Consider the following 26,046-nt stretch of genomic DNA (forward strand, 5'->3'; position numbering starts at 1 on the left):
TGGGGCACGGGCGGGCGCTCAAGGCCGTCGCGAGGAAGCGGCTCAGGGCGATATACGCCGTGATGCGCGACCGGGTGCCCTACCGGGAGTAGCCCCGACGGTTGACAAAACTATAGGAACACCCAACGACTACCAATCGTTTTCAGTTCGTTAATTTGTATATATGCATCTTATATATGCATCTGCTGGAAGTGACGCTGAGCGGTATCCTGTTAAGACGTTAGCGTACGATTCAACAGGGAAGGCAGATTATGCATTCTCCCCAACAGTGCGATGCGCAGCGCCAGCCGGTATGCAGCCGTCGCATCTTTTTGGGTAGCGCTCTCGCTGCGAGCGCTTCCGTCGTCGCCGGCGCGCTCGCCGGCTGTCAGCGCCCGTCCACGCTCAAGGTGGTTCAGCCCACGACGGGCGGCGGTCGCGACGACCTGTCCGATTCCGTGATCGGCAAGGATAAGATCCGCATCGGCATGGAGGCGGCCTACGCCCCGTACAACTGGCAGGTTTCCGAAGCCAGTGAGTACACCATCCCCATCGACAACGTGCAGGGCGCCTATGCCGATGGCTACGACGTGCAGATCGCCAAGATCGTCTGCAAGGCCCTCGGTGGCGAGCCCGTTGCCGTCAAGCAGAGCTTCTCGGGCCTTATCGACTCGCTCAACAACGGCCAGATCGACCTCATCATCGCCGGCATGAGCGCCACGCCCGAGCGCGAGGAGTCCGTCGGCTTCTCCGACCCGTACTTCATTGGCTACTTTGGCCTGTTTGTAAAAGAGGGTTCCCCCTACCAAAACGCCACCAAGCTCAGCGACTTCAGTGGTGCCACGGTGCTCGGCCAAAAGGACACCATGCTCGATACCGTCATCGACGAGATCCCGGGCGTTGTGCACAAGAACCCGGTCGATTCGGTCCCCACGGTGTTCTCGAATCTGCTGCAGGGCACGTGCGACGCCGTGACCTACAGCACCGAGAACGAGAAGGGCTATATGGCCCAAAATCCGGGCATTGTCCCTATTCATTTTGCCGAGGGCGAGGGCTTTAAGCAGGAGGTCGCGGCAAACGTCGGCTGCCGCAAGGGCTCGGATAAGCTGCTTAAGCTCATCGACAAGACACTCAAGGGCATTAGCCAAGAGGAGCGCGACCAAATGTGGGACGCGTGCCTCGATCGTCAGCCGGCATAGGGAGGCAGCATGAAAACCATCAATCGCCTGGCCTCCTTTATCAAGGCCGACCACCGTTATGTGTACCTGGGCACGAGCGTTATCGCGGCGCTCGGCCTGGCGTTTAGCCAGCGCAACCCCACGCCGCTGAGCTTCTTGGCGCCTACGGGCGTGTTCCAAGACTGCCTCTGGGCAATCCTTTGGGCCTGGCTCGTCGTATCGGCGGCGGCGCTCGTCACCAAACTCATGCACTGGAACGACTATCGCGAAAAATCGCCGTTCGCATCCGAGCGCTTCTGTCGCGGCGCGCGCCTGGGCAGCTATGTCGTCGTTGCTATTGCGGCGATCTTTTTCGTGGACCGCTGCGTCATGTCGTTTATCGACCTGGTACAGGTGAGCATCGTCTCGGACTCCAACCCCAGCGACTTTTTGTCGAGCCTGGTCTACATGACCTACAAGAGCGGGGACTTCTTTATCCGCGGTATCGAGATCACCATCGCGCTTGCCACCTTCGGCACCGTCATCGCATTCTTCCTGGCGTTGCTCTTTGTGTTCCTGCGTATTCAGACCTTCGATCGCGTGGACAACGACCTGGTGCGCTTCTTTAAGAGCATTGGCCGCGGCTTTGCGACCGTCTACTCTACCATCGTGCGCGGCACGCCCATGATGGTCCAGGGCCTGCTCATCTATTACGCGGGCTTCACCGTTTTGCGCGGCATGGGCTTCGAGACCGCCCGGGCCAACCAGATTTGGAGTACCTTCACCGCCGGTCTCGTCACCATCTCGCTCAACTCCACCGCCTACATGATGGAGGTCCTGCGCGGCGGTATCGAGTCCATCGATCCCGGCCAGGCCGAGGCGGCGCGCTCGCTGGGTCTTTCGCAGTGGCAAGCCATGCGCAAAGTCGTGTTCCCCCAGGGCATTAAAAACGCGATTCCGGCGCTCACCAACGAGCTCATCATCAACATCAAGGACTCGTCGGTGCTCTCGGTCATCGGCGTGTTCGACCTCATGTACGCCACCACCACCGTCGCCGGCGTGTACTACCGCCAGATGGAGGTCTACTGCGTGGCGCTCGTGGTCTACCTGATCCTGACGCTCGTGGCGAGCCGCCTGCTCGAAGCCTTTGGCAAAAAACTCGGCGCCGAGGCCCCGGCAACGCTGCCCAGCTCCAACTAGGCTCAAGACGAGGAGAATCATCATGGCAGATACCGCCACTACCGGCGTTGCGGCCGCCGCACAGACCAATGAGCCGCTCATCCGCGTCGAGGGCCTGCGCAAAAGCTTCGGCTCGCTCGAGGTGCTCAAGGGCATCGACCTGTCCGTTAACCCCGGCGAGGTCGTCACCATTATCGGCGCTTCGGGCTCGGGCAAGTCGACCTTCCTGCGCTGTCTCAACCTGCTCGAGACCCCGGACGCGGGCCACATCTGGTTCCACGGCCAGGACCTTACGGCCGAGCGCTGCAATATCAATAAACTCCGCGAGGACATCGGCATGGTGTTCCAGGGCTTTAACCTGTTCAACAACATGGATGTGCTCGACAACTGCACGCTTGCGCCCGTCACACTCAAAAAGATGAGCAAGGCCGAGGCCGAGAAGGTCGCGATGGGGCATCTGACAAGCGTGGGGCTCGAAAAGTTCGCGCACGCCGCCGTGGGTCGCCTGTCCGGCGGCCAAAAGCAGCGCGTGGCCATCGCTCGTGCCCTATGCATGAATCCGCAGATCATGCTGTTCGACGAGCCGACCTCCGCACTCGACCCCGAGATCGTGGGCGAGGTGCTCGAGGTCATGCGCAAGCTCGCGGCCGACGGCATGACCATGGTCGTCGTCACGCACGAGATGGCCTTTGCCCGCACGGTGTCCGACCGCGTGGTCTTTATGGACAAGGGCGTGGTGCTCGAGGATGCCGCGCCGGCCGAGCTCTTCGGCAACCCCAAACATCAGCGCACGCGCGAGTTCCTCTCGCGTTATCTCGAGGACAAATAACCGACCGCAAACGCTTATGTGGCAGGGCCGCTCCGGTGGGGCGGCCCTTGTCGTCACAATCGAAAGGATGTCATGGCCGAGGTTTGGCGCTTTTTTGCGCATGAGGATGATTTTGCCGATCTGGACGAGGCTGGTGCGTGCGAGCGTCTGGGCCGCGTGCTGTCGTTCCCGACGATTTCGAGCATGGATGCCGAGGCGGTTGACTGGCAGGCGTTTGCCAACCTGCGTGCGTACATGCAGCGGGCGTGGCCGCGCGTGTTTGCGGCGGGTAAGGTCGAGCTTATCGACCATTCGCTATTGGTGACGCTTGGCGGTTCCGACCCTGCCCTCAAGCCCATTATGCTCATGGGCCACATGGACGTGGTCCCCGTGGTACCCGGCACCGAGGCTGACTGGACGCATACCCCCTTTAGCGGACATGTGGACGACACCTACATTTGGGGTCGCGGCGCCATCGATATGAAAGACCAGGTCGCAGGCATTCTCGAGGCGGTTGAGTATGCGCTGGCGCACGGTTGGCAGCACGAGCGTACGCTGCTGCTGGCCTTTGGCCAGGACGAGGAGACTACGCAGTACGGCGCAGGCGCCATCGGCCGCGCGCTCGAGGAGCGCGGCATTGAGCTTGAGTACCTGATCGACGAGGGTGACTACCGCATCGTTCCAGCTGCCGAGTATGGCGCGGGCGAGGGCTGGCTTATGCATGCCGATCTCGCGGAGAAGGGCTACGCCGATATCGTGTTGAGGACGCGTAGCGAGGGCGGGCATTCCTCCAACCCCTACGGTGGCACTTCACTCGAGGTGCTCAGCCGTGCCATCACCGCAATCTGCGATATCGAGTGGCCGACGCGTGTGACCGATCTGCTTGCCGCGCAGCTCGTCGAGCTGGGGCTTTATACCGCAGACGAGATTGCTGCCAGCAAGGATGCCATCGTGCGCGACTGCCTTGCCAGCAAAAAGCTGTACCCGCTTGTGACCACCACCTGTGCGCCCACGCAAATCGAGGGCGGCAGTACCGGTGCCAACGTAATGCCGCAAGATATGTGGGTCAATATCAACTTCCGCATGCTCGAGGGTACGAGCGTGGCCGATGTCGTGGCCTGCTGCCGCGAGGCCGTTGCCACCGCTGGGCTCGCCGGCCGAGTCGAGGTCGAGCTGAGCCCCGGCAGCTCCGAGCCCTCGCCGTCCCCGCGCGTGGGCGGTCCGGGGCTCGAGGCCGTCCGCGCCATCGCCGCCCGCTATTTCCGTGATCCCAAGCCGACGGAGGAAAACGGATCGTCTGCGGTGGGCCAAGAGCCGATGAGCATCGTGCCCTCGACCGTGATTGGTGCAACCGATGCCGCCAACTACCAGCGCATTTGCCACGAGTGCATCCGCTTCTCCGCCTTTGTGGTCGACGATGACGAATGCGACCGCGGCGTCCACGGCACCAACGAGCGCATCACCCGTCGCGCCTACCTCCAAGGCATCCGCTTCCTCATCGCCCTGCTCCACACGCTCTAGCATGCGACAAAGGGACTGAGCCGATTTCATCGGTAATGAGACAAAAACTGTCATAGAATAAGACTAAGATATCTTAAGAGACATATGCTGGGGTTGGTATTCCTTGAACGACTGCGGGCATGTGCCAGACTGCCTCGGCCCCCGGGGAGCACCCGGGCAGGTCGCCGTGTGACTGGGGAGGAAATTATGCAGGAGCTCAGAGAGACGACGTCTCGACTCGTGAATAATGCTACCGGGGGGTGTCTAAGCAGGGAACTTCCTGGTGAACACCGGCCGCGCGAGCGGTGGTCCGTCATGTCTTATGGCCGTCGTCGTGGGCTGCGCCCGGTCTCGCCATATGTGATTGTTTTGGCCCTCGCCGTCGCGCTGACGGCGAGTTTCTTCCTGCCGACCCGTGCGGAAGCGGCGTTTTCGGACCACACGGTTACGACGATTTCGCCTTCGGGGACAACAATCAACCTGTTTGATTACTGGGTGAATCCCGATAACCATCTGTCGGTTTCCGGCAACGGCGGCGTCAACGCAAACCACCGGTTCCAGTTTAACGACGGCCAGGGTGGTGAGTCGCTCAACCATTGGACGGGCAACACGAACCCGCAGCCCGGCATTGTCAACAACACGCTTTTAGACGGCTATCCGCAGCTTTCCAAAACCTGGGGCGGCGAGTCCCTCTGCTACCTGTTCGATTCCTCTGCCCAGACCGGCAAGACGTCCCATTTTGGCGTGACGGGCCTCCTCAAGGTTCAGAACGGCTACTACGTCTATGACAGCTCCAAAAACTACGCAGCCTACAACGCTGACAAGAATGCCTTCGACATCTATGACACCTGGGGCATTGACAAAGTGGGCGATTCGTCCCACCAGGGTCAGTTCTTCCCGTTCGACGCGGCAGACAAGGTGCTCAAAGAGGAAAACGGCCGGCTCGTCCAAACCGGCATCAAGGCAGACAACACCGGTGATTCGCGCTACAACGACGGCCGCCCCGTCAACCACCACTTCGGCCTCTCAATGTCCACGCGATTCGTGCAGCCTGCTGGCGGCAAGACGAACGCGGGCGACGACATGGTGTTCGAGTTCGCCGGCGATGATGACGTCTGGGTGTTCATCGACGATGTCCTCGTGGGTGATATCGGCGGTATTCACAACCGCGCGAGTCTGAGCATCAACTTTTGTACGGGCGACATTAAGGTGAACGGTAATAACGACGGCACACTGAAGAACAAGTACCAGAAGGCGAATAAGGACACTTCGGGCTTCAACGGCAACACCTTCGCCGACGGCACCAACCACACCCTCAAGTTCTTCTACCTGGAGCGCGGCGCCACCGACTCCAACATGGAGCTCAAGTTCAACCTCGTGACGGTGCCCGAGTCCGACATCATCAAGTTCGACCAGGACGGCAAGTTCGTACAGGGTGCCGAGTTCAAGCTCTATAAGACCGACAAGGACTTCAAGACCGTGGGCGAGCTCATCGGCTCCGGTACCACGGACGAGGCCGGCCACCTAACGCTCACGAACGACGTGGACAACGGCGTCATCAACTTCGACGATCTCTACAACAAGGATCACGACAACAACAAGTACTACCTCCTGAAGGAGACGCGCGTACCCGAGGGATACCGCTCGAGTCTCGCGGCGACGGGTGGTAGCATGCAGCTCGAGTACGTGCCCGCGAGCGCTGAGAACGGCGCGGGCGGCGTCATCATCAACCGCGGCGGTATGGACGCGGGCAGCGTCGTGTGGAAGACCGGTGCGTTCGCCGCCGCGAAGGAGACCATCACCGCGCCGTCGACCGTGTACAAGGCAAATAATGACCTGACGAAGTCCGACAAGACCGTCAATCTGGACTCCGGCATACTGTTCGCTGTGGTGCTCAAGCGCGACAAAAGCGCAGGCACAAGTATCAAAGATCCGAGCAATTGGTACGCCGTGTCGGGCGACCCATCGACGGGAGCGGGATACACCCTCGCCAAGGAGCCGGGCATGACCGGTGCTATCGAGGCGGCGAAGAAGGACCTGCACGCCTTCACGCTCAACACAAGCGGCCAGTACCAGGTAGAGATTCAAAATCTGCCCGGTGACATCTCCAAGTACTACTACCTGCTGAGCGGTGATGCCCGCAAGGATGCCGAGTACACGGTGGCCATCTACCACACAACGGCGAGCTCGATCGGCGACGCGACGCCTAAGAACACAGTCCACGTGTACAGCGACGACATCGCAGACGGCACGAACTTCAAGCGGCAGTTCGCCACGCGCCTGCTCGTCACGAACATCCAGAATCGCCTGTTCGTGCAGAAGACCGATACCGAGGGTAAGCCCGTTGACGGGGCGAAGTTCGGCCTTTACAAGTCCACCCAGGTGACTACGGATGCGAACGGCAAGGCCGTGCTCGATGGCGACCAGGCCCCCTACGACACCCTGACGACGAGGTCGGTCGCCAACCCGGTCAAGCTCGAAGGGGCGGGCGTATTCCCGTCTACGAGCGACAGTAGCGAGCCGCTCGTGAAGGGTACCTACTTCCTGAAGGAGGTCTCGGCGCCCAATGGCTTCCTGCTTAATGACAGGCTCATCAAGGTGATTGTGGACGATTACGGCGTCCATGCCGATGCTGGTACGGACGATGACGGTGTTTCGACGTTCGTGGGTCCGGGCGCGCTCATGAAGAGCCTGGGCCAGTTTGGCGCAGAGGGCGACATTGACAACACGCTCACGTGGATCAAGGGCCAGCGCCAGACGTCCGACGGGACGCTCGACGGCAACGGCAACCTTTCCTGGAACAATGACGCCAAGGGCGGCGAGAATGAGGTACATCTTAGGTACGGCGCCAATGGACGTGTCTACCAGTATGGGCCCACCAAGAAGGACGAACCTTACCGCCTGGAGACCGAGACGGGCTGGATACGTATGGGCATCACGCAGGACGTGTCTGGTGACACTAATGCGAAGGGCGCCCGCGCCGACCTGGGCGACATGAATCTGAACGCCCTGTTTACGGGCGCCACCTGCGTGCGCGTGGCGAACGGACGCGGGGTTCACCTTCAAGTTCACCGTGCCCACGACGGCGGGGAAGACGTACAAGGCCGCGGTGTTTGAGAACGCGGGGACCGCAAGCGAGAAGCAGGTCGGCAAAATGTTCGACCTCGAGAACGGCCGCGAGCAGACCATCACGGCCGACCAGACGATCCGCGTGTACGGTCTCGCCGAGGGTGACCAGTACGCGGTGCAGGAGCTGACCGGCGCAGACAAGATGCCCGCGGGCTATAAGCTGACCGGCCGCAAGCAGGGTGACAAGAATCTGACTGAAGAAGGCGATAGCATCTCGGGCAGGATTGCCCCGCAGAATTCCGACGGCACGGTGGCCAAAGACAACAAGCTGTTGTTCACCAACAGCTACAGCGTGAAGTCTTCGGTGACGCTCACAGGCATCAAGGCGAAGAAGAGGTTCACCGGCCGTGAGTGGGCTAGCGCCGACAGCTTCGAGCTTTGCCTGCGCGCCGCCGATGGAACGCCGATGCCTGATGGTGCCACGGCAGCGCCCGTGGCCGGCATGAAGCAGGTCGAGAAGACCGTTACGAGCGCCGAAGAATTTAGCTTCGGAGAGATTAAGTATGAGAAGCCTGGCGAGTACACCTACTACATTGCCGAGACTACGCCCGCCAAGAGCGATCCCAGTTGGCTGGGCGGTGTCAGCTACTCCAGCGCCGAATACAAAGTGACCGTAACGGTGAAGGATGACGGCAAGGGAAATCTGACCGAGCCAGTCGTCAAAATGGAGCAGATCTATAAGGATGATGGCACCGCCACATCTCAGGTGATCGACGATCAGATTGCGGTGATCACGAACACGTACCGCCCGAAGGAGACCTCGGTAACGCTCAAGGCGACGAAGCGCTTCACGGGCGGTGAGCTCGCGGGGAGTGACTTCACGTTCCAGCTGCTCGACAAGGACGGCAGCGTGGTCCAGACTGTCCAAAACGAGAAGGACGGCAAGGTCGCCTTTGCGGCCATCGACTACGCTACGCCGGGCGACCACGACTACACCATCAAGGAGGTGAAGGGCGCCGACTCGACCGTCGTCTACGACGCGAAGGGCGTGAAGGTCCACGTCAAGGTCTCCGATGAGAAGGGCGAGCTGAAGGCGACCGTCACCTACGACGGTGAGAAGGCCGTGCCGACCTTCACCAACACGAAGCCGACGGCGGACGTCACCGTTGAGGCCACGAAAGTTCTCGCGGGCAAGGACCTGACGGCCGATGCGTTCACCTTCGGCCTGTACGACCAGGCCGGCAACGAGGTCGCCAAGGGCACCAACGACCGGGGCGGCAAGGTCGAGCTGGCCGTCAAGAACCTGAACCTGGGCGAGTACGACTACACGCTCAAGGAGGAGAAAGCCGGCCAGACCGTCGACGGCGTGGCCTACGACGCCAAGGAAGTCAAGGTCCACGTCAAGGTAGAGCAGAACCAGGGCGACAACAACAAGACGAAGGTGACCGTCACCTATGACGGTGCCGCTACGGCTCCCACCTTCAACAACACCTACGACGCAAAGGGTTCCGTAATCCTGACGGCGACCAAGACCATCAAGGTTGCGGACGGCTTCGACCACACGACGAAGCCCGCGGACGGCGAGTTCACCTTCGACCTGAAGGACGCTGCCGGCAACGTGATCGCCACCGCGAACAACGACGCCGACGGCAAGATCAACTTTACGCGCGGCTTCAAGCTCGCCGACCTGGGCGGCGCCGCGAGCAAGGACTTCACCTACACCATCGTGGAGCAGCCGGGCGCGGAGCCGGGCATGGTCTATGACAGCCATCCCCTCACCTATACGGTGACGGTCACGGACGGCGGGAACGGAGCACTGAATGCGAAGGCGATCGTGACGAGCGCATCCGGCTCGGATACCTTCACCAACACCTACCAGCCGGCCGCGACCGGCCTGGCCCTCGGTGCGCAGAAGAGCTATGTGAAGAAGGACGACAACACGCCGATCGTCCCCAAGTGCGGCGAGTTCACCTTCGATGTGTACGAGGGCAACCTGACGGCTGAGCAGCTTGCCGGGGCCAAGCCCGTCCGGACCGCGACCAACGGCGCGGACGGAAGTGTTAACTTCGACGCCTTCTCCTACGCGAAGCCGGGCACGCACGAGTACACCATCGTGGAGCGGAAGGGTGATCTGGCCTACGTGACCTACGACGCCGCGGTGCACCATGCCGTGGTGACGGTTGCGGACAATGCCGGCACGCTGCAGGCGAGCGTCGCCTACGACGGCACGAATGTCACGAAGCCCAGCTTCACCAACACCTATGAGGCACAGGCGACGGACTCCGGCGCGATCGCCCTCACCAAGAGCGTTGACGTGCACGACGGCAGCTATCAGCTAAAGGCGGGAGACTTCGCCTTCGAGCTGGTGGGGTCTGACGGCTCGGTGATCCAGACCCAGAAGAACGATGCGCACGGCAAGGTTGCCTTCGACAAGCTGACCTTCGACCATGCGGGCACCTTTACCTACACGGTCCGCGAGGTGCAGCCGACGGGGGACGCGCCGGGCGTGCCGGGCGTGACCTACACCGGCAAGACGTACACCCTGACCTACGTGGTGAAGGACAACAACGACGGCAAGCTGGTGGTAGAGAACTCCACGGTGAAGCCGAGCGAGGGCACCGAGAACGGCGTCACCCCCAACACCATGACGTTTGCGAACAGCTACCAGCCGGGCGCGACCTCCTACCAGATCTCTGGCACCAAGGTGCTTGAGAATACCGATTCGGCCACCATGCGGACGCCCGCCGATGGCGAGTTCACGTTCGCGCTGATTGACGTGGCCACCGGGCAGGAGATCGACCGGACCACGAACGTGGGTAACGCGTTTACCTTCAAGGCCATCTCGTACACCGCGACTGGTTCGCATGCGTACCAGGTGAAGGAGGTTGCGGGCCAAGATGGCACCATCACTTACAGCGATGCGGTGTTGGATGTGACGGTGAGTGCGACCGACGACGGCAGCGGCCAGCTGACCGCGACGGCGAACAAGACGGCCGCGGATCTGACCTTCACCAACACCTACACGCCGACGGCAACGACGGCGACGATTACCGGAACGAAGGCCCTGACCGGCCGCGACCTGGCCGAGGGTGAGTTCTCCTTCGACCTGAAGGACGCCGACGGTAACGTGGTGCAGACGGTGCAGAACGGCGCCGACGGCACGTTCGGCTTCGCGCCGCTGCAGCTGGACAAGGTGGGGACGTACGTCTACACCGTGTCCGAGCGGGCAGGGGCGACGGCGAACGGCGTCACCTACGACACGACGGTCTTTACCGCGACGGTGACGGTGACGGAGAATGCGGAGACGCACGCGCTGGAGACGCAGGTTGCCTACAGCAAGGGCGGCAAGGCTGCGGATGCGGTGGCATTCAGCAACAGCTACGCGCCGGCCGCGACTGAGGTGAAGCTGGGGGCCTCCAAGGTGCTGAGCGGCAAGGACCTAAAGGAAGGGCAGTTCTCCTTCCAGCTGAAGGATGCCGATGGCAAAGTGCTGCAGACCGCCAAGAACGCGGCAGGCGGCACGGTGGGCTTCGAGGCGATCTCGTACGACAAGCCCGGGACATACACCTACAGCATCTCCGAGGTGGACGACGGTCAGAAGAACGTGACGTACGACGCGGCCGAGCACCAGGTAACGGTGATGGTGACGGACGACGGCGCGGGCCATCTGGTGGCGACGGTAACCTATGACGGTGACGTGGCGCCGGTGTTCAAGAACACGTACACGCCGCCGACCACCCCGCCGGTCAACCCGCCGACGGAGCCGCCCGCCAATCCGCCGAGCAAGTCACCGGTGCCGAAGGAGGAGAAGCCGGGTCTGCCGTATACGGGCGATACCAGCTTGTCGCCGATGGCCCTGGGTGGCATCGCGGGCGGCGCGGTGGTGCTGATCGCCGCAGGCGTTATCCTGCGGCGCCGGAACCGGTAGCTACGGCGGCCGAGAAGGGCTTTGATTGAGGGCGGGTGGTCGCAGGGCGCGGCCGCTCGCCCTTTTTGGTGAAAGGCTATGTTAACCCGCCGTTTGCACGTCCGGCTCCAGATGGAACTCGTACTCCGGCTCCATCATCTTCTTCCGGATCTTTTCGTAGCGCCCGTCGTCGAGCTGCTCGCGCATGAGCGACGTCCTGTCCCCGACGCGTGCGGCCTCGCGCAGCCATCTGAACCACATCAGGCAGCTGTGGAGCCTGCGGGTCGATACGCCCTTGAACCTCTCGAGGAAGTGGCCGAGCGAACCCTGCGCTTCAGCATCCTCTGGACCGTGTCCCGCTCGTACCCGGTGAGCCTGCCGTGGGTCCTCGGGACCGCCCTCGCGGCGCCCTTCCCGCCCTTTCCGGACATGGCGTCCTCCGATCTCCCGGGGCCGGCCGATCCGGCCCTCAGGGTATCGGATTCCCAAATTTATCCGTATATGTGCGGATGAATGCGGGAGGCGTTCGGATGAAGTTGTATTCAAGGAAAGAGACTGACCCTTTGTCGCATTCCGTGCGGGTTATATGCAGGTATGCCTGCGCACGCTATCATGTATGGGTTAGACCGCAACTATGTACCTCATACGCGAAGGGATGCGCATGTATCTGAAGATCGACATGTTCTAGCTGGGCTTACCCCCGCAGCGGCGCCCCGCGTCCCATCAATTCTGCCGATTTTCACCTTCACGCATATAAAGGAGTCCGTCATGCGCGACAAGCTCGAAAAGATCATCAAGGCCTACGAGGAGCTCGAGAAGAAGCTTTCCGACCCGGCCGTCGCCTCCGATATCAAGGAGTTCACGCGTCTCAACAAGGAGTACGCGCACCAGTCCGACCTCATCGCCGCCTCGCGCGAGTACATCGGCGCGCTCGATGACATCGAGGCTGCCAAGGAAATGCTGCACGATACCACCGATGCCGATGAGAAGGAGATGCTCCAGATGGACATCTCCGAAAACGAGGCAAAGCTCCCCCAGCTCGAGGAAGACATCAAGTACATGCTCATCCCGAGCGACCCCAACGACGACAAGAACACCATCGTCGAGATTCGCTCCGCCGCCGGTGGCGACGAGGCGGCCATCTTTGCCGGCGACCTCTACAAGATGTATCAGCGCTTTTGCGAGTCGCGCGGCTGGAAGACTACCGTGCTCGATTCCAGCCCCAGCGAGGCCGGCGGCTTTAAGTCCATTGAGTTCAAGGTCGAGGGCGACCGCGTCTACTCCGTTATGAAGTACGAGTCCGGCGTGCACCGTGTCCAGCGCGTCCCCAAGACCGAGTCCCAGGGCCGCATTCAGACCTCCACGGCTACCGTCGCCGTGCTTCCCGAGGCCGAGGAAATCGACGTCCAGATCAACCAGTCTGACCTGCGCATCGACACCTACTGCGCCTCCGGCCCTGGCGGTCAGTGCGTTAACACCACCTACTCCGCCGTGCGCATCACCCACCTGCCCACCAACACCGTGGTGCAGTCGCAGGAGCAGCGTTCCCAGATCCAGAACCGCGAGGTCTGCATGCAGATGCTGCGCGCCCGTCTGTACGAGATGGAACTCGAGAAGCAGCAGGCAGAGCTCGGTGCCGAGCGCCAGAGCCAGATCGGCCACGGTAACCGTTCCGAGAAGATCCGTACCTACAACCAGCCGCAGGACCGCGTGACCGATCACCGCATCGGTTTCAACTCCACCTATAACGGCGTCCTTCTGGGCGATCAGCTCGGCACCGTCATCGAGGCACTTGCCGCCGCTGAGCGAGCCGAGAAGCTGGCACAGGCTGTGTAGTGGGTTACGCGGTTTTACCAAACCGCGTAACGGCTCGACGCTGCGCGACGTCCAGAGCGACAATTTGTCATTCAAAAGGCAAGGCATGACCAGAAGGTCTATGTCTTGCCTTTTTCATGCCAACTTGTTCGCTCTGGACGTCGCTCGCTGGCATTGCCAAAACATCGGCGTTTTCTTGGTTGTCAAATGATCCGTAGGGAGTCATTGGGGACATTGCCTTGATATTTTATTCAGTCGGCTGTGATGGCATTTTAGTCATTGGGGACGTTCTTAAATGACTAGGTTGGGTAAATTACTTTTCGAATTTATTTAATTTGCTTTGTTGGAAATTAAGCTATTTACCTGCTTAGAGCAATTAAGGGCATTCATCTGTTATTGAAAATATTGCTCGAAAAATCGTCCAAGAAGTCGCGGGGTGGTTTTTACCGCGTTGTTCGTCAAGTGATTTGGCAAGTTCTTGGTTAGATATTGGTCAGTTTTGGGTCAACCTTGCCAAAAACTTGACGGATGCAGATTTAGACGTCGACGAATGAACACCTCGGGCAGACTTCAAGCAAAATTCTGGGCTGATTCTCGATAATCGCCTTCAATCGTCCCTTGCCAAGCGCTGGCCTCGCGTACAATCTGCTCCGACATTCGCGCGCCGTCCGGCGCTTAAGAGGGGAGGGCCCCATGGCAAACGAGATCTGGACCATCAAGCGTTGTCTCGAGTGGACCAAGGAGTACCTGGCCGAGCGCGGCGAGGAGCACCCCCGTCTTTCTGCCGAGTGGCTGCTGTGCGCAGCTACGGGCCTGGCGCGCATTGACCTATATATGCGTATGGACGAGACGCTTAACGCGGCCCAGCTCGAGACCATGCATGCGGCCGTCGTTCGTCGCGCCAAAGGCGAGCCGCTACAGTACATCACCGGCAGCACGCAGTTTCGCATGATTGACGTCGCGTGCGCTCCCGGTGTGCTCATTCCGCGCCCCGAAACCGAGATGCTCGTCGAGGAAGTCCTCAATTATCTGGATGCCGAGGTGCTGAGCCCCGATGCTGCTGCCCGTCAGCGTGTTGAGCTGCCTTGGAACGATGAGGTCGAAGAGGCCCGCAAAGCCGAGGCGGCGCTGGCCGACGAGCGCGCGACCGCCGAGCGTCGTGCCGCCAACCTCACGGCCGCCGACGAGGCGGCGCTGGGCGGCGATGTGCTGGGCAGTCGCGCCTATGCCGAGGAACTGGCCGACCGCGAGGCCGAGGAAGCCGCCGCGCAGGCAGCAGAAGCCGAAGCCGCGGAAGCCGCCGAGTCCGAGCTCGACGAATACGGCATCGCCATCGAGGGTGCCGACCAGGAGACGGCTTCAGCTCAGGATGCCGCTTCGCCTGCCCCAGCCGAGCCCCGCATCGCCCGCGTTCTCGAGGTCGGCTGCGGCACGGGCTGCATTTCGCTCTCCCTTGCCTGGGAGCGCCGCGGCCACATTACCTGCACCGCCACCGATATCGAGCCGCGCGCTATCGATTTGGCCACCAAAAACCGCGATGCGCTTGGCCTCACGTCCGACGAGGTCGCCTTTAGTCTCACCAACCTGGTGAGTTCTATTCCCCGCGAAGAGTGGGGCACCTTCGACGTGCTTGTCTCCAACCCACCTTACATCCCGACCGGCGTCATGCGCTCGCTGCCGCACGAGGTCAAGGATTTTGAGCCCGACCTGGCGCTCGAGGGCGGCGCCGACGGCCTCGATATCTTCCGCCGCCTGCTCAATGCGGCGCCTTACATGCTGCGCGCCGGCGGCCTGTTTGCCTGCGAGCTCTACGAGGGTGCCCTCGATGCCGCGGCCGAGCTCTGTCGCCAGGCAGGCCTTTCGGACGTGCGTATCGTCCATGACCTCACCGATCGCCCCCGCATCGTCCGAGCCATCGTCACCGAGCCCAAACAGCGCCAGTAATATTTATTAACTGGTTAGCAAAAATTATAAAGTAGTTTATAATTAGGACGGCTGAAAGAGGTCGGCCCATGCAACCTCCTACCTTTCGGGAAATCATTGCCCTACTCAAGCACGATGGATTCGTGAAGGTCGCGCAAGTCGGTAGTCATGCTAAGTATGTTTCTGGTGACCGTGTTGTCACCGTGAACGGCTCTGGTGGTGATCGACCAAAGAAGGGCACGTGGGCAAGTATTCGTCGCCAAGCTGAATGGTAGTTGGAGGCAAAATGAGGCAGCGATTTACCTATGACTGCGTTCTCATAAAAGAAGACGACGGTTACTGCGCCAGTTTCCCGCAGATTCCCGGCGCCTTTGCCGATGGCGATACGCGCGAAGAAGCGATTGCCCATGCCACCGAGGCACTGATGGCGTTTTTGGCCGACGACCTCAACAACGGTTTGACTCCGGCAGGGTACGAACGCTCGGCCGAGGTCGTGGCCCTTTCAGTCGAAATCGACCACGAGGACGCTCGGGAAGCGGCGTGCCGAACATTTAAAGACGCAGCGCTGGACCTCAAAGTCTCCGCTCCGCGGATTACCGCGCTGGTCAAAGCCGGAAAGCTCGATGTTGAACTTGTCGACGGCCGTCGGATGATAACGATAGACAGCATCGAGCGCTACGCCGCCCAAGAACGCCACGCCGGCAGGCCAAAGAAGTTCGTCGCAGTCCAATAACCCCCTCACTTTCACCGACTACTAGAGCCGCTCACCAAACCAACATGCGCTCTGGGCAAATAGGTTGAACGTTTCGTGCGAGAATGCCCCACAGTAAACAAACTTGCACCAGAGCGTAAGGGGCTGGCATACACATGCAGACGGTCTATCGGGTATACGAGGGAGCGCGCGAGCCGCATCGGCTTGCAGTCGAGCGCACGGCCGAGCTACTCGGTCGCGGCGGCCTGGCGCTTATTCCAACCGAGACGGTCTACGGTGTCGCCGTGGCGGTCAACGCCTTCTCGGATGCCGTTCCACAAGATACAAGTGAACCTCTGCCGTGGCCGCGCGATCCGCAGGCCACCGTCAACGGCGCCGCGGTCCCCGCACTCGGCACCGGCTATCGTCGTATCTTTACCCTCAAGCAGCGCGAGCTCACCCAAACGGTTGCCTGGCTGGTCGATGATGCCGAGGCACTCGACCGCTATGGCGTGGATATCCCTAACGAGGCCCGCGTGCTCGCCCGACGATGCTGGCCGGGCGCCCTGACTATCGTGGTTAAGGCGGCCCCCTGCGTGCCGACCTTTATGCGCGCCGCCGACGACACGGTGGCACTTCGCGCTTCGGCCTCGCCCGTGGTGCAGGCGCTCATCCGCGCCTGCGGCAGCCCTCTTGCCTGCACCAGCGCCAACACGCATGGCGCGCCCGCGCCGGCAAGTTTTGTCACGGTGGAGGAGCGCATCCTGGAGGGGGTCGATGTGGCCGTCGACGCCGGTGAGACCCCGTGTCGCGACGCCTCAACCATCGTGTCGTTTCAGCACGGCGAGCTCCAGATCCTGCGCCAAGGCGCACTTCCCGCATCAGAGATCGAGCGGGTCCTGTCCGACCCGATGCAATAGAAAGGTGTAAGCGATGTCGTTGAATCTAGGTAGCCTGGGTATGGAAGACGCCTCGTTTAGCTTTGGCGGTTCCTACATCATGGCGCTCGACTGCGGCACTACCTCGGTACTCGCGACTATCGTCGACGAGTACGGCTGCATCGTCGCCCAGGCGCGTCGTAGCGTCAAAACCAGCTTCCCGCGCCCCGGCTGGGTGGAGCAGGATCCCACGGAGGTGCTTGCCAGTCAGATCGGCGTGATGATGGAGGTCCAGTTTAAGAGCGGCATCCATTCTGACCGCATCGCCGCCATCGGTATCTCCAACCAGCGCGAGACCACGGTGGTGTGGGACCGCATAAGCGGCCAACCCATCTATAACGCCATCGTGTGGCAATGCCGTCGCACCGCACCTCTGATCGACGAGCTGGTCGAGCAGGGCGCAGAAGAGCTGGTGCGCTCCCGCACGGGGCTTACGCTCGACCCGTATTTCTCGGCCTCCAAGGTGCAGTGGATCCTCGACAACGTCGATGGTGCGCGTGAGAGCGCGGCGGCGGGCGACCTCATGTTCGGCACCATCGACACCTGGCTCATCTACAACCTCACCGGCGGTCAGGTATTTGCCACCGACTACACCAATGCCAGCCGCACCGCGCTCTTTAATATCCATGCGCTCGATTGGGACGACGATCTGCTGGCGCTTTTCGACGTCCCGCGTTCCATGATGCCCGAGGTTCGTTGGAGCTCGGGCGACTACGGCCGCGTCGCGAGCGACATCATGACCAACATGCCACCCATCATGGGCGTGGCGGGCGACCAGCAGGCGTCGCTGTTCGGCCACTGCTGCTTCCATCCCGGCCAGACCAAAAACACCTATGGCACGGGTTGCTTTATGCTCATGAACACCGGCGACGAGATCGTCGAATCCAAGAACGGTCTGGTCTCCACGATCGGTATCGCCGCGGACGGCAAGATCAGCTATGCGCTCGAGGGTTCTATCTTTGCCGCCGGCTCAACCATGAACTGGCTGCGCAACAACATGGGCATCATCTCGAGCGTGAGCGAGTCCGCGCAACTCGCCACTTCGATTAACGACAACGAGGGCTGCTACTTCGTCCCCGCCTTCGCAGGCCTGGGCGCTCCCTGGTGGGACCCGCATGCTCGCGGTATCGTGTGCGGCCTGACCGGCGCCTCGAGTCGCGCGACCATTGTGCGTGCGGCCTGCGAGTCCATGGCCTACCAGAGTTATGACGTGCTACGCGCCATGGAGCAGGACGTGGGACTTTCGATTGAGCGCCTGTCCGTCGATGGCGGTGCCTCGCGCAACGAGTTCATCATGCAATTCCAGGCTGATCTGCTGGATATTCCCGTGCTGCAGTGCGAGACGGTGGAGACCACGGCGATTGGCGCCGCGTACTTGGCGGGCCTTGCTGTCGGCTATTGGGAGGATTTGGAGGAGCTGGAGCAAAACGCTCAGATCGTCAAAGTCTTCCATCCTCACATGTCCGCCGAGCGCCGTGAGAGCAACCTCGCTGGTTGGCGTGATGCCGTCAAGCGTTCGCTCAACACCGCTCAGTAGGGTTGCGACGAGCTGCTCGATACAACAAACCGTTAAACTTATGCACGGCGCGAGGCAACAACGTCGCCAGGCGTCTTGTCAGCAAGGCCATCTTCCGGCCGCAACGAAAGGGGCAATCAACCCATGACCGTCACCTACGATACGTCCCGCGTGACGCTTGTCGACCATCCGCTCGTCCAGCACAAGCTGTCGATCTTGCGCGACAAGAGCACCGGCACCAACCAGTTCCGCCAGCTCGTGCGCGAGCTTGCGCTCTTTGACGGCTACGAGGCCATGCGCGACCTGCCCATGGAAGACGTCGAGGTCGAGACTCCCATCACCACCGCCATGTTTAAGCAGCTTGCCGGCAAGAAGCTCGCCATTGTTCCCATCCTGCGTGCGGGCCTCGGCATGGTCGACGGCATCCTCGACCTGGTGCCCTCCGCTCGCGTGGGCCACATCGGTATGGAGCGTGACGAGGTTACCCACGAGCCGCATGAGTATTACTGCAAGATGCCCAAGGATATCGACCAGCGCATCTGCCTGGTTGTCGACCCCATGCTCGCCACGGGCGGTTCGGCCGAGATGGCCATCAGCTACCTGCGCGAGCGCGGTGTTAAGGATATTCGCATGCTGTGTATCGTCGCGGCCCCCGAGGGCCTCAAGTCACTGACCGAAAAGGACCCCGACGTACATATTTATACCTGCGCCATCGACGACCATCTCAACGAAGCTGCCTACATCGTTCCCGGCCTGGGCGACGCCGGCGACCGCATCTACGGCACGCTGTAATCTCTGGGGCATACCGGCTAACGTCGAAAATACGAAGAAATGGTGCGCGCGGTCGAACAAAAGACGACCGCGCGCACTCCTGTTAACGGACGTTTTGCCCTGCAGGGTTCGAGAAAAACGTATTACCGTACCTGCGGCATAAAGAAGGTCTTAAGAAAACGAACAGGTGCGTATTAACCGATGCTTTTTCGGTTGTACTTTAGCGATTGGCTCGTACAATAGTCACCAATGTTTGGCGGGAACTGTCCTGTGAGGCGATAAAAAAGGAAAGTGAGGACGCCAGTGTTTCAGATAGCCGATCTGCTCGCTATCGTTGCAGGTGCCATCGCGGGCGCGATTGCCTTCCTTCCCTTTGTCTTTACGCTCAAGCCGGTTCTTGACGATAAGCAGAATGCGGACATGCTCAAGGGCATGGTGAGTCTGGCGGTCTCGGCAGTCGCCCTGCTCGTCTTTACCTTGGTTGTGTTTGCGTTGTTCGGAGAGGCATTTCGCATGTTCCTCCTGGGCGAGGCGATCGGCTTCGTGGCCTTTATGGCCGCCTGCACGGTTCGCGTCGCCAAGGCGCTGCGAGATCCTCATGAGGTCGAAAGGTAAGTCGTGGAAATTTTTGAAAAGCTGCCTGATGAGATTAATCATCTGGTCAGCGAGTTCAGCTCCACCCCTGTCGTGGGCGATCTGAGCTGCGGCATCACGCAGTACTCGTTTTGGCTGATCGTCTCCACGATCGTGCTCCTGATCGTCCTGGCCGTGTTCAAGAAGAAGCAGACCCTGGTTCCCAAGGGCTTCTTCGTCAACGGTTTCGAGTACATCATCGAGTACGTCGAGAACGATATCGGCAAGGGCGTCGTGGGTGAGAACTGGAAGAAGCACTTCCCGTTCCTGTGCTCGCTTTTCCTGTTCATCCTGATCAACAACATGATCGGCCTGATCCCGGGAATGAAGCCCGGCACCGGCGCAATCGGCTCCACTGCCGCGCTCGCCATCTTCGCCTTCGTGTACTTCATCTACTACGGATGCAAGGCTCACGGCGTGATCGGCTACATCAAGAGCCTCGCTCCGCAGGGCGTGAGCTTCCCGATGAACGTGCTCGTGTGGGTCGTTGAGCTTTTCTCGACCTTCCTGCGCCTCATCACGCTCGCCGTCCGTCTGTTCTGCAACATGTTCGCAGGACACGTGGTCATGGGCTCGTTCGCCATCATGGCGAGCATGTTCATGCAGCCGCTGCTTCAGCAAGTTTCCGCGGCCCACGCCGTCGGCGCCCTGCCTTCGCTGGCCTGGCTTGCCATTCTCATCCTGATCTATGCGATCGAGCTTGTGGTCGGCGCCATCCAGGCTTACGTCTTCACGGTCCTTACCGCCGTGTATGTCTCCGAGGCAGAGGAGGTCGCGGAGGAGGAGTAGTCTTCCGTTCGCGCCTTAAAGGTAAGGCAATTCGTTAAACCGCCGGTGCCCGTACCCATGGAGCCCGGCAGTTATAAAAAGGTTATCCTGCGTGAAATAAGACACGCACGACAAAGGAGGAATCGTGGGAGTTATCGGTTACGGTCTCGGTGTTATCGGCGCTGGTCTTGCTATCGGCCTGTCTGCTCTGGGTGCTACGGGTGCTATGGCCCGTCAGCCTGAGGTCCAGGGCCGCGTGTTCACCGTCTTCATCATGGGCTCCGCTTTCGGCGAGGCTCTGGCTCTGATCGGCTTCGTTGTCGCGCTGATCGTTAAATAGCACGGAGCGTCAAGTATGAATCTTTCATCCCAGAAGAGCGCGATCGCACTCTCCGCGTCCGCGGCCGCGCTGCTCATGCCGGTTTCCGCGTTCGCCGAGGACGGCGCCGCCGGTGCGGACATCCTCATCCCTAAGATGGCGGAGTTCATCCCGGCGCTTATCGCCTTCCTGATTATCTGGATCGTGCTGGCCAAGGTCGCCCTGCCGGGCATCATGAAAACCATGGAGGAGCGCGGCAAGAAGATCGAGGAGAGCCTCGACGAGGCCGAGAAGACCAAGCAGGAGGCTATCGCCAAGCGCGCTGAGTCCGACTCGATCGTCACCGACGCCCGTCGTCAGGCTGCCGACATCGTTCTCGAGGCCCGTAAGGACGCCGAGTCCGAGCGTGCCCGTATCATCGAGGCTGCTCACAAGGAGGCCGAGGAGATCATCGCCAAGGCCCATACGACCGTCGAGGACGAGCGCAAGTCCATCTACGCCGGTGCCGCGAGCTCCATCGCCGACCTGTCCGTTGCCGTCGCCACCAAGATCGTGGGCGAGGCACTCGAGGACGATGCCGAGCAGAAGAAGCTCATCGAGCGCTACATCCAGGAAGCAGGTAGCCTGAATGCCGACTAGCCGCTATCAGGACAAGGTGCTCGAGACCTACGCGCGTTCCCTTTTGGAAGCCGCCAAGGCCGAGAACCATGTGTTCGAGGACCTCGAGATGATCGAGCGCTTGGCTTCTGCCAGCCCCGAGATCATCGCCGTGCTCGACACCATGTCCAAGCGCGACCAGCTCGACCTTCTTCCCAAGGTGGCAGCTGCCTTTAAGTATGTTGCCGAGGAAGACGAGGATGTAGTGGGCGTGACCGTCACCACGGCGATCCCGCTCGACGACGAGCTGCGTCAAACCATCACTAAGAAATGCGAGCAGGACTTCGGCCGCAAGGTATTCCTTATCGAGCAGGTCGACCCGTCTATCGTGGGCGGCCTGGTGCTCGAGGCCCGCGGCGAGCGTCGTGACATTTCCGTCAAGACGCAGCTGCGCATCGCGCAGGAGACCCTCGCAAACTCTGCTAATTCGTACGGAGGTGAAGCCTAATGTCCGAAACCCTCAATGCCCAGGATATCGCCAAGAAACTGCAGGAGCAGCTCACGAGCCTCTCCGCGACGGTCGATACGCATGAGGTTTCAACGGTCGACGAGGTAGGCGACGGCATCGCGCGCGTCTCTGGCCTCAAGAGCGCCATGGCAGGCGAGCTTCTGGAGTTCAAGAGCTCCGATACCGGTGAGACCGTCTTCGGCCTTGCCCAGAACCTTGACCGTGACGAGGTCGGCGCCGTTCTGTTCGGTGCCGTCGACTCCATCAAGGAAGGCGACGAGTGCCGCACCACTGGCCGCGTTATGGATATCCCCGTGAGCCGTGCCATGCTCGGCCGCGTCGTCAATCCGCTCGGCCAGCCCATCGACGGCCTGGGCGACATCGTCGCTACGCACCGTCGCCCCATCGAGTTCAAGGCTCCCGGCGTCATCGATCGTACCCCGGTGTGCGAGCCGGTTCAGACCGGTCTGCTCGCTATCGACTCCATGGTGCCTATTGGCCGCGGTCAGCGTGAGCTCATCATCGGTGACCGTAAGACCGGTAAGACCGCCATCGCCATCGACGCTATCCTCAACCAGCGCGGCAAGGGCATGGTCTGCATCTATGTCGCCATCGGCCAGAAGGCCTCCACGGTTGCCAACATCCGCGAGACCCTCGCTCAGCACGGTGCGCTCGACTACACCATCATCGTTTCGGCCACCGCTGCCGATTCCGCCCCTATGCAGTACATCGCGCCTATGGCCGGTGCCGCTATTGGCGAGTTCTTTATGTACAACGGCGAGGACGGCAAGCCCGCCAGCGAGACCAACCCCGGCGGCCACGTGCTCGTCATCTACGATGACCTGTCCAAGCAGGCTGTGGCCTACCGTCAGATGTCGCTGACGCTGCATCGTCCGCCCGGACGCGAGGCCTATCCTGGCGACATCTTCTACCTGCACTCTCGTCTGCTCGAGCGTGCCGTCAAGATGTCCAAGAAGAACGGTTACGGCTCCATGACGGCACTGCCGATCATCGAGACCCAGGACGGCGACGTCTCGGCCTACATTCCGACCAACGTCATTTCCATTACCGATGGTCAGATCTACCTGCAGTCCGAGCTCTTCTTCCAGGGTCAGCGCCCGGCAGTCGACGTGGGTATCTCCGTGTCCCGCGTCGGTGGCGATGCGCAGACCAAGGCCATGAAGCAGGTCGCCGGCAACCTCCGTCTGGACCTCGCTTCCTATCAGGAGCTCGCTGGCTTTACGCAGTTCGGCTCCGACCTCGACGAGGCTACTCAGAAGCAGCTGACCCACGGTGCTCGCATGACCGAGCTCCTGAAGCAGCCGCGTTACAAGCCGTTTGAGGTTGGCGAGCAGATCGTTACGCTGTTCGCTGGCAACGAGGGCTTCCTGGATGACCTGGAGATCGCCGACGTGCTGCCTTTCCGTGCCGAGCTCATCGAGTACATGGACAATGGCTTTGGTTCGCTGCTCGACAAGGTTCGCGCCAAGAAGATCGATGATGACACCAAGGCTGAGCTCTTGCGCGTCATCGGCGACTTCAAGCAGCAGTTCATGGCCAAGCACCATTCGGATGTTTCTGGATCAGAGGAGAACTAAGCCCCATGGCCAACCTTCGCGACATTAAGAAGCGAATCTCCTCGGTTACCACGACCAAGCAGATCACGCGCACGATGGAGATGGTCTCTACGGCCAAGATTCGTCGTGCCCTCGATCGCTCCAAGCAGGCCGAGCCCTATAAGGAGGCGCTGACCGACGTCATGTTGACGGTCGCCGGCGACGCCTCCTGTTCGGGCACCGATCCCATGCTGCAGAAGCATGAGAGCGTCAAGCATGGCCTGATTGTCGTTATTGCCTCGGACCGCGGCCTTGCCGGCGGTTTCAATACGACGGTGGAGCGCACGGCCGAAAAGCTCGCCGCTTCTTGGGCGAACGACGGCATCGAATGCGAGATCATCGCGTGCGGGCGTAAGCCGGCCACGTATTTCCGTGACCGCGCAAACGTTGTCATGCACTTTGAGGGCAACTCCTCTGAGCCCGATTTCAATCAGGCCCGCATGATCTCCTCTCATATCTGCGATGCGTATCGTGCCGGTGAGCTTGACCGTGTCGAGCTTGTCTACCACCACGCCAAGAACCGCGTGGATCAGGAGCTTCGCGTCGAGCATCTGTTGCCGCTCGACCCCGAGATGATCGCTATGGCCCACGGTCCGCGTAAGAACGAGACCGACGCCCCTAAGCGCATCTCGTCCACGTTCGAGTTCGTGCCCTCTCCCGAGCATGTTCTCGGCAAGCTTGTGCCGTCTTATATCCTGACGGTCATCTACCAGGCCCTGATCGATTCGGCGGCTGCCGAGCAGGGTGCACGCCGCAAGGCCATGCACTCCGCGACGGAAAACGCCACCGCGATCATCTCGACCCTTACCCGCACGTATAGTCGCGTGCGCCAGGCTTCGATCACGACCGAGATTAACGAGATCGTCGGCGGAGCCTCAGCATTGGAGGAACAGTAATGGCTAATAACACCGTAAAGCTTGCGGTCGAGGAAGCCACCAAGAAGACGACTGCCGGTGATGGTCGCATCGTGCGAATCATCGGCCCTGTCGTCGACGTCAAGTTTGACGGCGCGGTGCCCCCGATCTACAACGCGCTCACGGTCGAGGCCGAGACCCCGATCGGTCATCTGAGCACGATCCTCGAGGTCGAGAGCCAGCTTCCGGGCGGCGTCGTCCGCACGGTCGCCATGTCCTCGACCGACGGCCTGCAGCGCGGCCTCATCGCCACCGATACCGGTGAGCCCATGAAGATGCCCGTTGGTCCCAAGACGCTCGGCCGCATTTGGAACGTCATGGGCAAGCCCGTCGACGGCAAGCCCATGCCCGAGGTGGAGGAGTTCTACCCCATCCACCATGCAGCGCCCCGTTTCGACGAGCTCACCACCAAGACCGAGATCTTCGAGACCGGCATCAAGGCCGTCGACCTGCTCGAGCCCTACATCCGCGGCGGCAAGACAGGTCTGTTCGGCGGCGCCGGCGTCGGCAAGACCGTTCTGATCCAGGAGCTCATCAACAACCTCGCCCAGGAGCACGGCGGCACCTCGGTGTTCACCGGCGTCGGCGAGCGTACCCGCGAGGGCACCGACCTGTTCCTCGAGATGAGCGAGTCTGGCGTTATCGACAAGACCTGCTTGGTCTATGGTCAGATGAACGAGCCGCCCGGAGCGCGTCTGCGCATCGGTCTGGCCGGCCTTACCACCGCTGAGTACTTCCGCGATCGCGGCCAGGACGTTCTGCTGTTCATCGACAACATCTTCCGCTTCTCCCAGGCAGGTTCCGAGGTTTCCGCACTGCTGGGCCGTATGCCGTCCGCCGTCGGTTACCAGCCCACGCTGGCAACCGAGATGGGCGACCTCCAGGAGCGCATTACCTCGACCAAGACGGGCTCCATTACCTCCGTCCAGGCTGTCTACGTCCCCGCAGACGACCTGACCGACCCGGCGCCTGCCACGACGTTTACGCACCTCGATGCCACCACGGTTCTTTCGCGTAGCATTTCGTCGCTCGGCCTGTTCCCGGCTATCGACCCGCTTGCGTCTTCCTCCGACGCTCTCGATCCCTCGATCGTCGGCGAGGAGCACTACCGTGTCGCCGTCAAGGTCCAGGAGCTCCTGCAGGAGTACTCCGACCTTCAGGACATCATCGCCATTCTGGGTATGGACGAGCTGTCCGAGGAGCAGCGCCTTACGGTCAACCGTGCCCGTAAGATTCAGCAGTTCCTCTCGCAGTCCTTCCACGTCGCCGAGAAGTTCACCGGCAACCCCGGTGTCTACGTCCGCGTCGAGGATACCGTCCGCTCTTTCGCCGAGATTGTCGACGGCAAGGCCGATGACCTGCCCGAGCAGGCTTTCCGCTATGCTTCCACGATTGAGGACGTGCGCGAGCGCGCCCGCAAGATGGGGGAGAAGTAGGT

Annotated in this window: 20 protein-coding genes; all 20 read left to right on the forward strand. The window is 61.1% G+C overall.

Annotated features, from left to right (window positions below):
* Positions 1 to 251 precede the first annotated feature (251 nt).
* The gene (locus tag AAAX36_RS07920; protein ID WP_349074989.1) at positions 252 to 1,178 is read left to right on the forward strand and encodes a transporter substrate-binding domain-containing protein; all 927 of its coding nucleotides are present in this window, start codon (positions 252 to 254) and stop codon (positions 1,176 to 1,178) included.
* Positions 1,179 to 1,187: 9 nt separating this feature from the next.
* A complete protein-coding gene (locus tag AAAX36_RS07925; RefSeq protein WP_349074991.1) occupies positions 1,188 to 2,336 on the forward strand; it encodes an amino acid ABC transporter permease in 1,149 nt (382 codons plus the stop codon).
* Positions 2,337 to 2,358: 22 nt separating this feature from the next.
* Entirely contained in the window at positions 2,359 to 3,144 is a 786-nt protein-coding gene (locus tag AAAX36_RS07930) for an amino acid ABC transporter ATP-binding protein (protein ID WP_349074993.1), read from the forward strand.
* A gap of 72 nt (positions 3,145 to 3,216) precedes the next feature.
* Complete coding sequence (locus tag AAAX36_RS07935; RefSeq protein ID WP_349074995.1) at positions 3,217 to 4,644, forward strand: M20/M25/M40 family metallo-hydrolase; 1,428 nt, start codon at positions 3,217 to 3,219, stop codon at positions 4,642 to 4,644.
* A gap of 294 nt (positions 4,645 to 4,938) precedes the next feature.
* Positions 4,939 to 7,740 carry a fibro-slime domain-containing protein gene (locus tag AAAX36_RS07940; RefSeq protein WP_349074996.1) on the forward strand — a complete coding sequence of 934 codons (2,802 nt, stop codon included), beginning with the start codon at positions 4,939 to 4,941 and terminating at the stop codon, positions 7,738 to 7,740.
* Positions 7,733 to 11,620, forward strand: a complete 3,888-nt coding sequence (locus AAAX36_RS07945; protein WP_349074998.1) for an FctA domain-containing protein — start codon at positions 7,733 to 7,735, stop codon at positions 11,618 to 11,620. The genes AAAX36_RS07940 and AAAX36_RS07945 overlap by 8 nt, the downstream gene beginning before the upstream one ends.
* Before the next feature lie 747 nt (positions 11,621 to 12,367).
* The gene (prfA, locus tag AAAX36_RS07950; protein WP_035138783.1) at positions 12,368 to 13,435 is read left to right on the forward strand and encodes a peptide chain release factor 1; all 1,068 of its coding nucleotides are present in this window, start codon (positions 12,368 to 12,370) and stop codon (positions 13,433 to 13,435) included.
* Between the two features lie 672 nt (positions 13,436 to 14,107).
* Positions 14,108 to 15,358, forward strand: coding sequence for a HemK/PrmC family methyltransferase (locus AAAX36_RS07955; RefSeq protein ID WP_349075000.1), 1,251 nt, complete (start codon positions 14,108 to 14,110; stop codon positions 15,356 to 15,358).
* 265 nt (positions 15,359 to 15,623) lie between these two features.
* Positions 15,624 to 16,070: a type II toxin-antitoxin system HicB family antitoxin gene (locus AAAX36_RS07960; protein ID WP_118260181.1), complete on the forward strand. Its 447-nt coding sequence runs from the start codon at positions 15,624 to 15,626 to the stop codon at positions 16,068 to 16,070.
* 134 nt (positions 16,071 to 16,204) lie between these two features.
* The gene (locus AAAX36_RS07965) at positions 16,205 to 16,948 is read left to right on the forward strand and encodes an L-threonylcarbamoyladenylate synthase (RefSeq protein WP_195568705.1); all 744 of its coding nucleotides are present in this window, start codon (positions 16,205 to 16,207) and stop codon (positions 16,946 to 16,948) included.
* Positions 16,949 to 16,961: 13 nt separating this feature from the next.
* Complete coding sequence (gene glpK, locus AAAX36_RS07970; protein ID WP_238057919.1) at positions 16,962 to 18,503, forward strand: glycerol kinase GlpK; 1,542 nt, start codon at positions 16,962 to 16,964, stop codon at positions 18,501 to 18,503.
* A 123-nt stretch (positions 18,504 to 18,626) separates the two neighbouring features.
* Entirely contained in the window at positions 18,627 to 19,274 is a 648-nt protein-coding gene (upp, locus tag AAAX36_RS07975; protein WP_195568703.1) for a uracil phosphoribosyltransferase, read from the forward strand.
* A gap of 282 nt (positions 19,275 to 19,556) precedes the next feature.
* A complete protein-coding gene (locus tag AAAX36_RS07980) occupies positions 19,557 to 19,868 on the forward strand; it encodes a hypothetical protein (protein WP_118376864.1) in 312 nt (103 codons plus the stop codon).
* Between the two features lie 3 nt (positions 19,869 to 19,871).
* The gene (atpB, locus tag AAAX36_RS07985) at positions 19,872 to 20,675 is read left to right on the forward strand and encodes a F0F1 ATP synthase subunit A (protein WP_022094263.1); all 804 of its coding nucleotides are present in this window, start codon (positions 19,872 to 19,874) and stop codon (positions 20,673 to 20,675) included.
* 124 nt (positions 20,676 to 20,799) lie between these two features.
* Positions 20,800 to 20,994: an ATP synthase subunit C gene (locus AAAX36_RS07990; RefSeq protein ID WP_022094262.1), complete on the forward strand. Its 195-nt coding sequence runs from the start codon at positions 20,800 to 20,802 to the stop codon at positions 20,992 to 20,994.
* A 15-nt stretch (positions 20,995 to 21,009) separates the two neighbouring features.
* Entirely contained in the window at positions 21,010 to 21,612 is a 603-nt protein-coding gene (gene atpF, locus AAAX36_RS07995; protein WP_006235712.1) for a F0F1 ATP synthase subunit B, read from the forward strand.
* Positions 21,602 to 22,078: a F0F1 ATP synthase subunit delta gene (locus tag AAAX36_RS08000; RefSeq protein ID WP_006235713.1), complete on the forward strand. Its 477-nt coding sequence runs from the start codon at positions 21,602 to 21,604 to the stop codon at positions 22,076 to 22,078. The genes atpF and AAAX36_RS08000 overlap by 11 nt, the downstream gene beginning before the upstream one ends.
* Positions 22,078 to 23,676: a F0F1 ATP synthase subunit alpha gene (gene atpA, locus AAAX36_RS08005; protein ID WP_006235714.1), complete on the forward strand. Its 1,599-nt coding sequence runs from the start codon at positions 22,078 to 22,080 to the stop codon at positions 23,674 to 23,676. Before AAAX36_RS08000 ends, atpA begins: the two co-directional genes overlap by 1 nt.
* 5 nt (positions 23,677 to 23,681) lie before the next feature.
* The gene (atpG, locus tag AAAX36_RS08010) at positions 23,682 to 24,590 is read left to right on the forward strand and encodes an ATP synthase F1 subunit gamma (RefSeq protein WP_006235716.1); all 909 of its coding nucleotides are present in this window, start codon (positions 23,682 to 23,684) and stop codon (positions 24,588 to 24,590) included.
* Positions 24,590 to 26,044 carry a F0F1 ATP synthase subunit beta gene (gene atpD / locus AAAX36_RS08015; protein ID WP_006235717.1) on the forward strand — a complete coding sequence of 485 codons (1,455 nt, stop codon included), beginning with the start codon at positions 24,590 to 24,592 and terminating at the stop codon, positions 26,042 to 26,044. Before atpG ends, atpD begins: the two co-directional genes overlap by 1 nt.
* Positions 26,045 to 26,046: the final 2 nt, after the last annotated feature.

Origin of the sequence: Collinsella sp. CLA-ER-H10 (genome assembly GCF_040092475.1) — a bacterium.
In the GTDB taxonomy this organism is placed as follows: Bacteria; Actinomycetota; Coriobacteriia; order Coriobacteriales; family Coriobacteriaceae; genus Collinsella.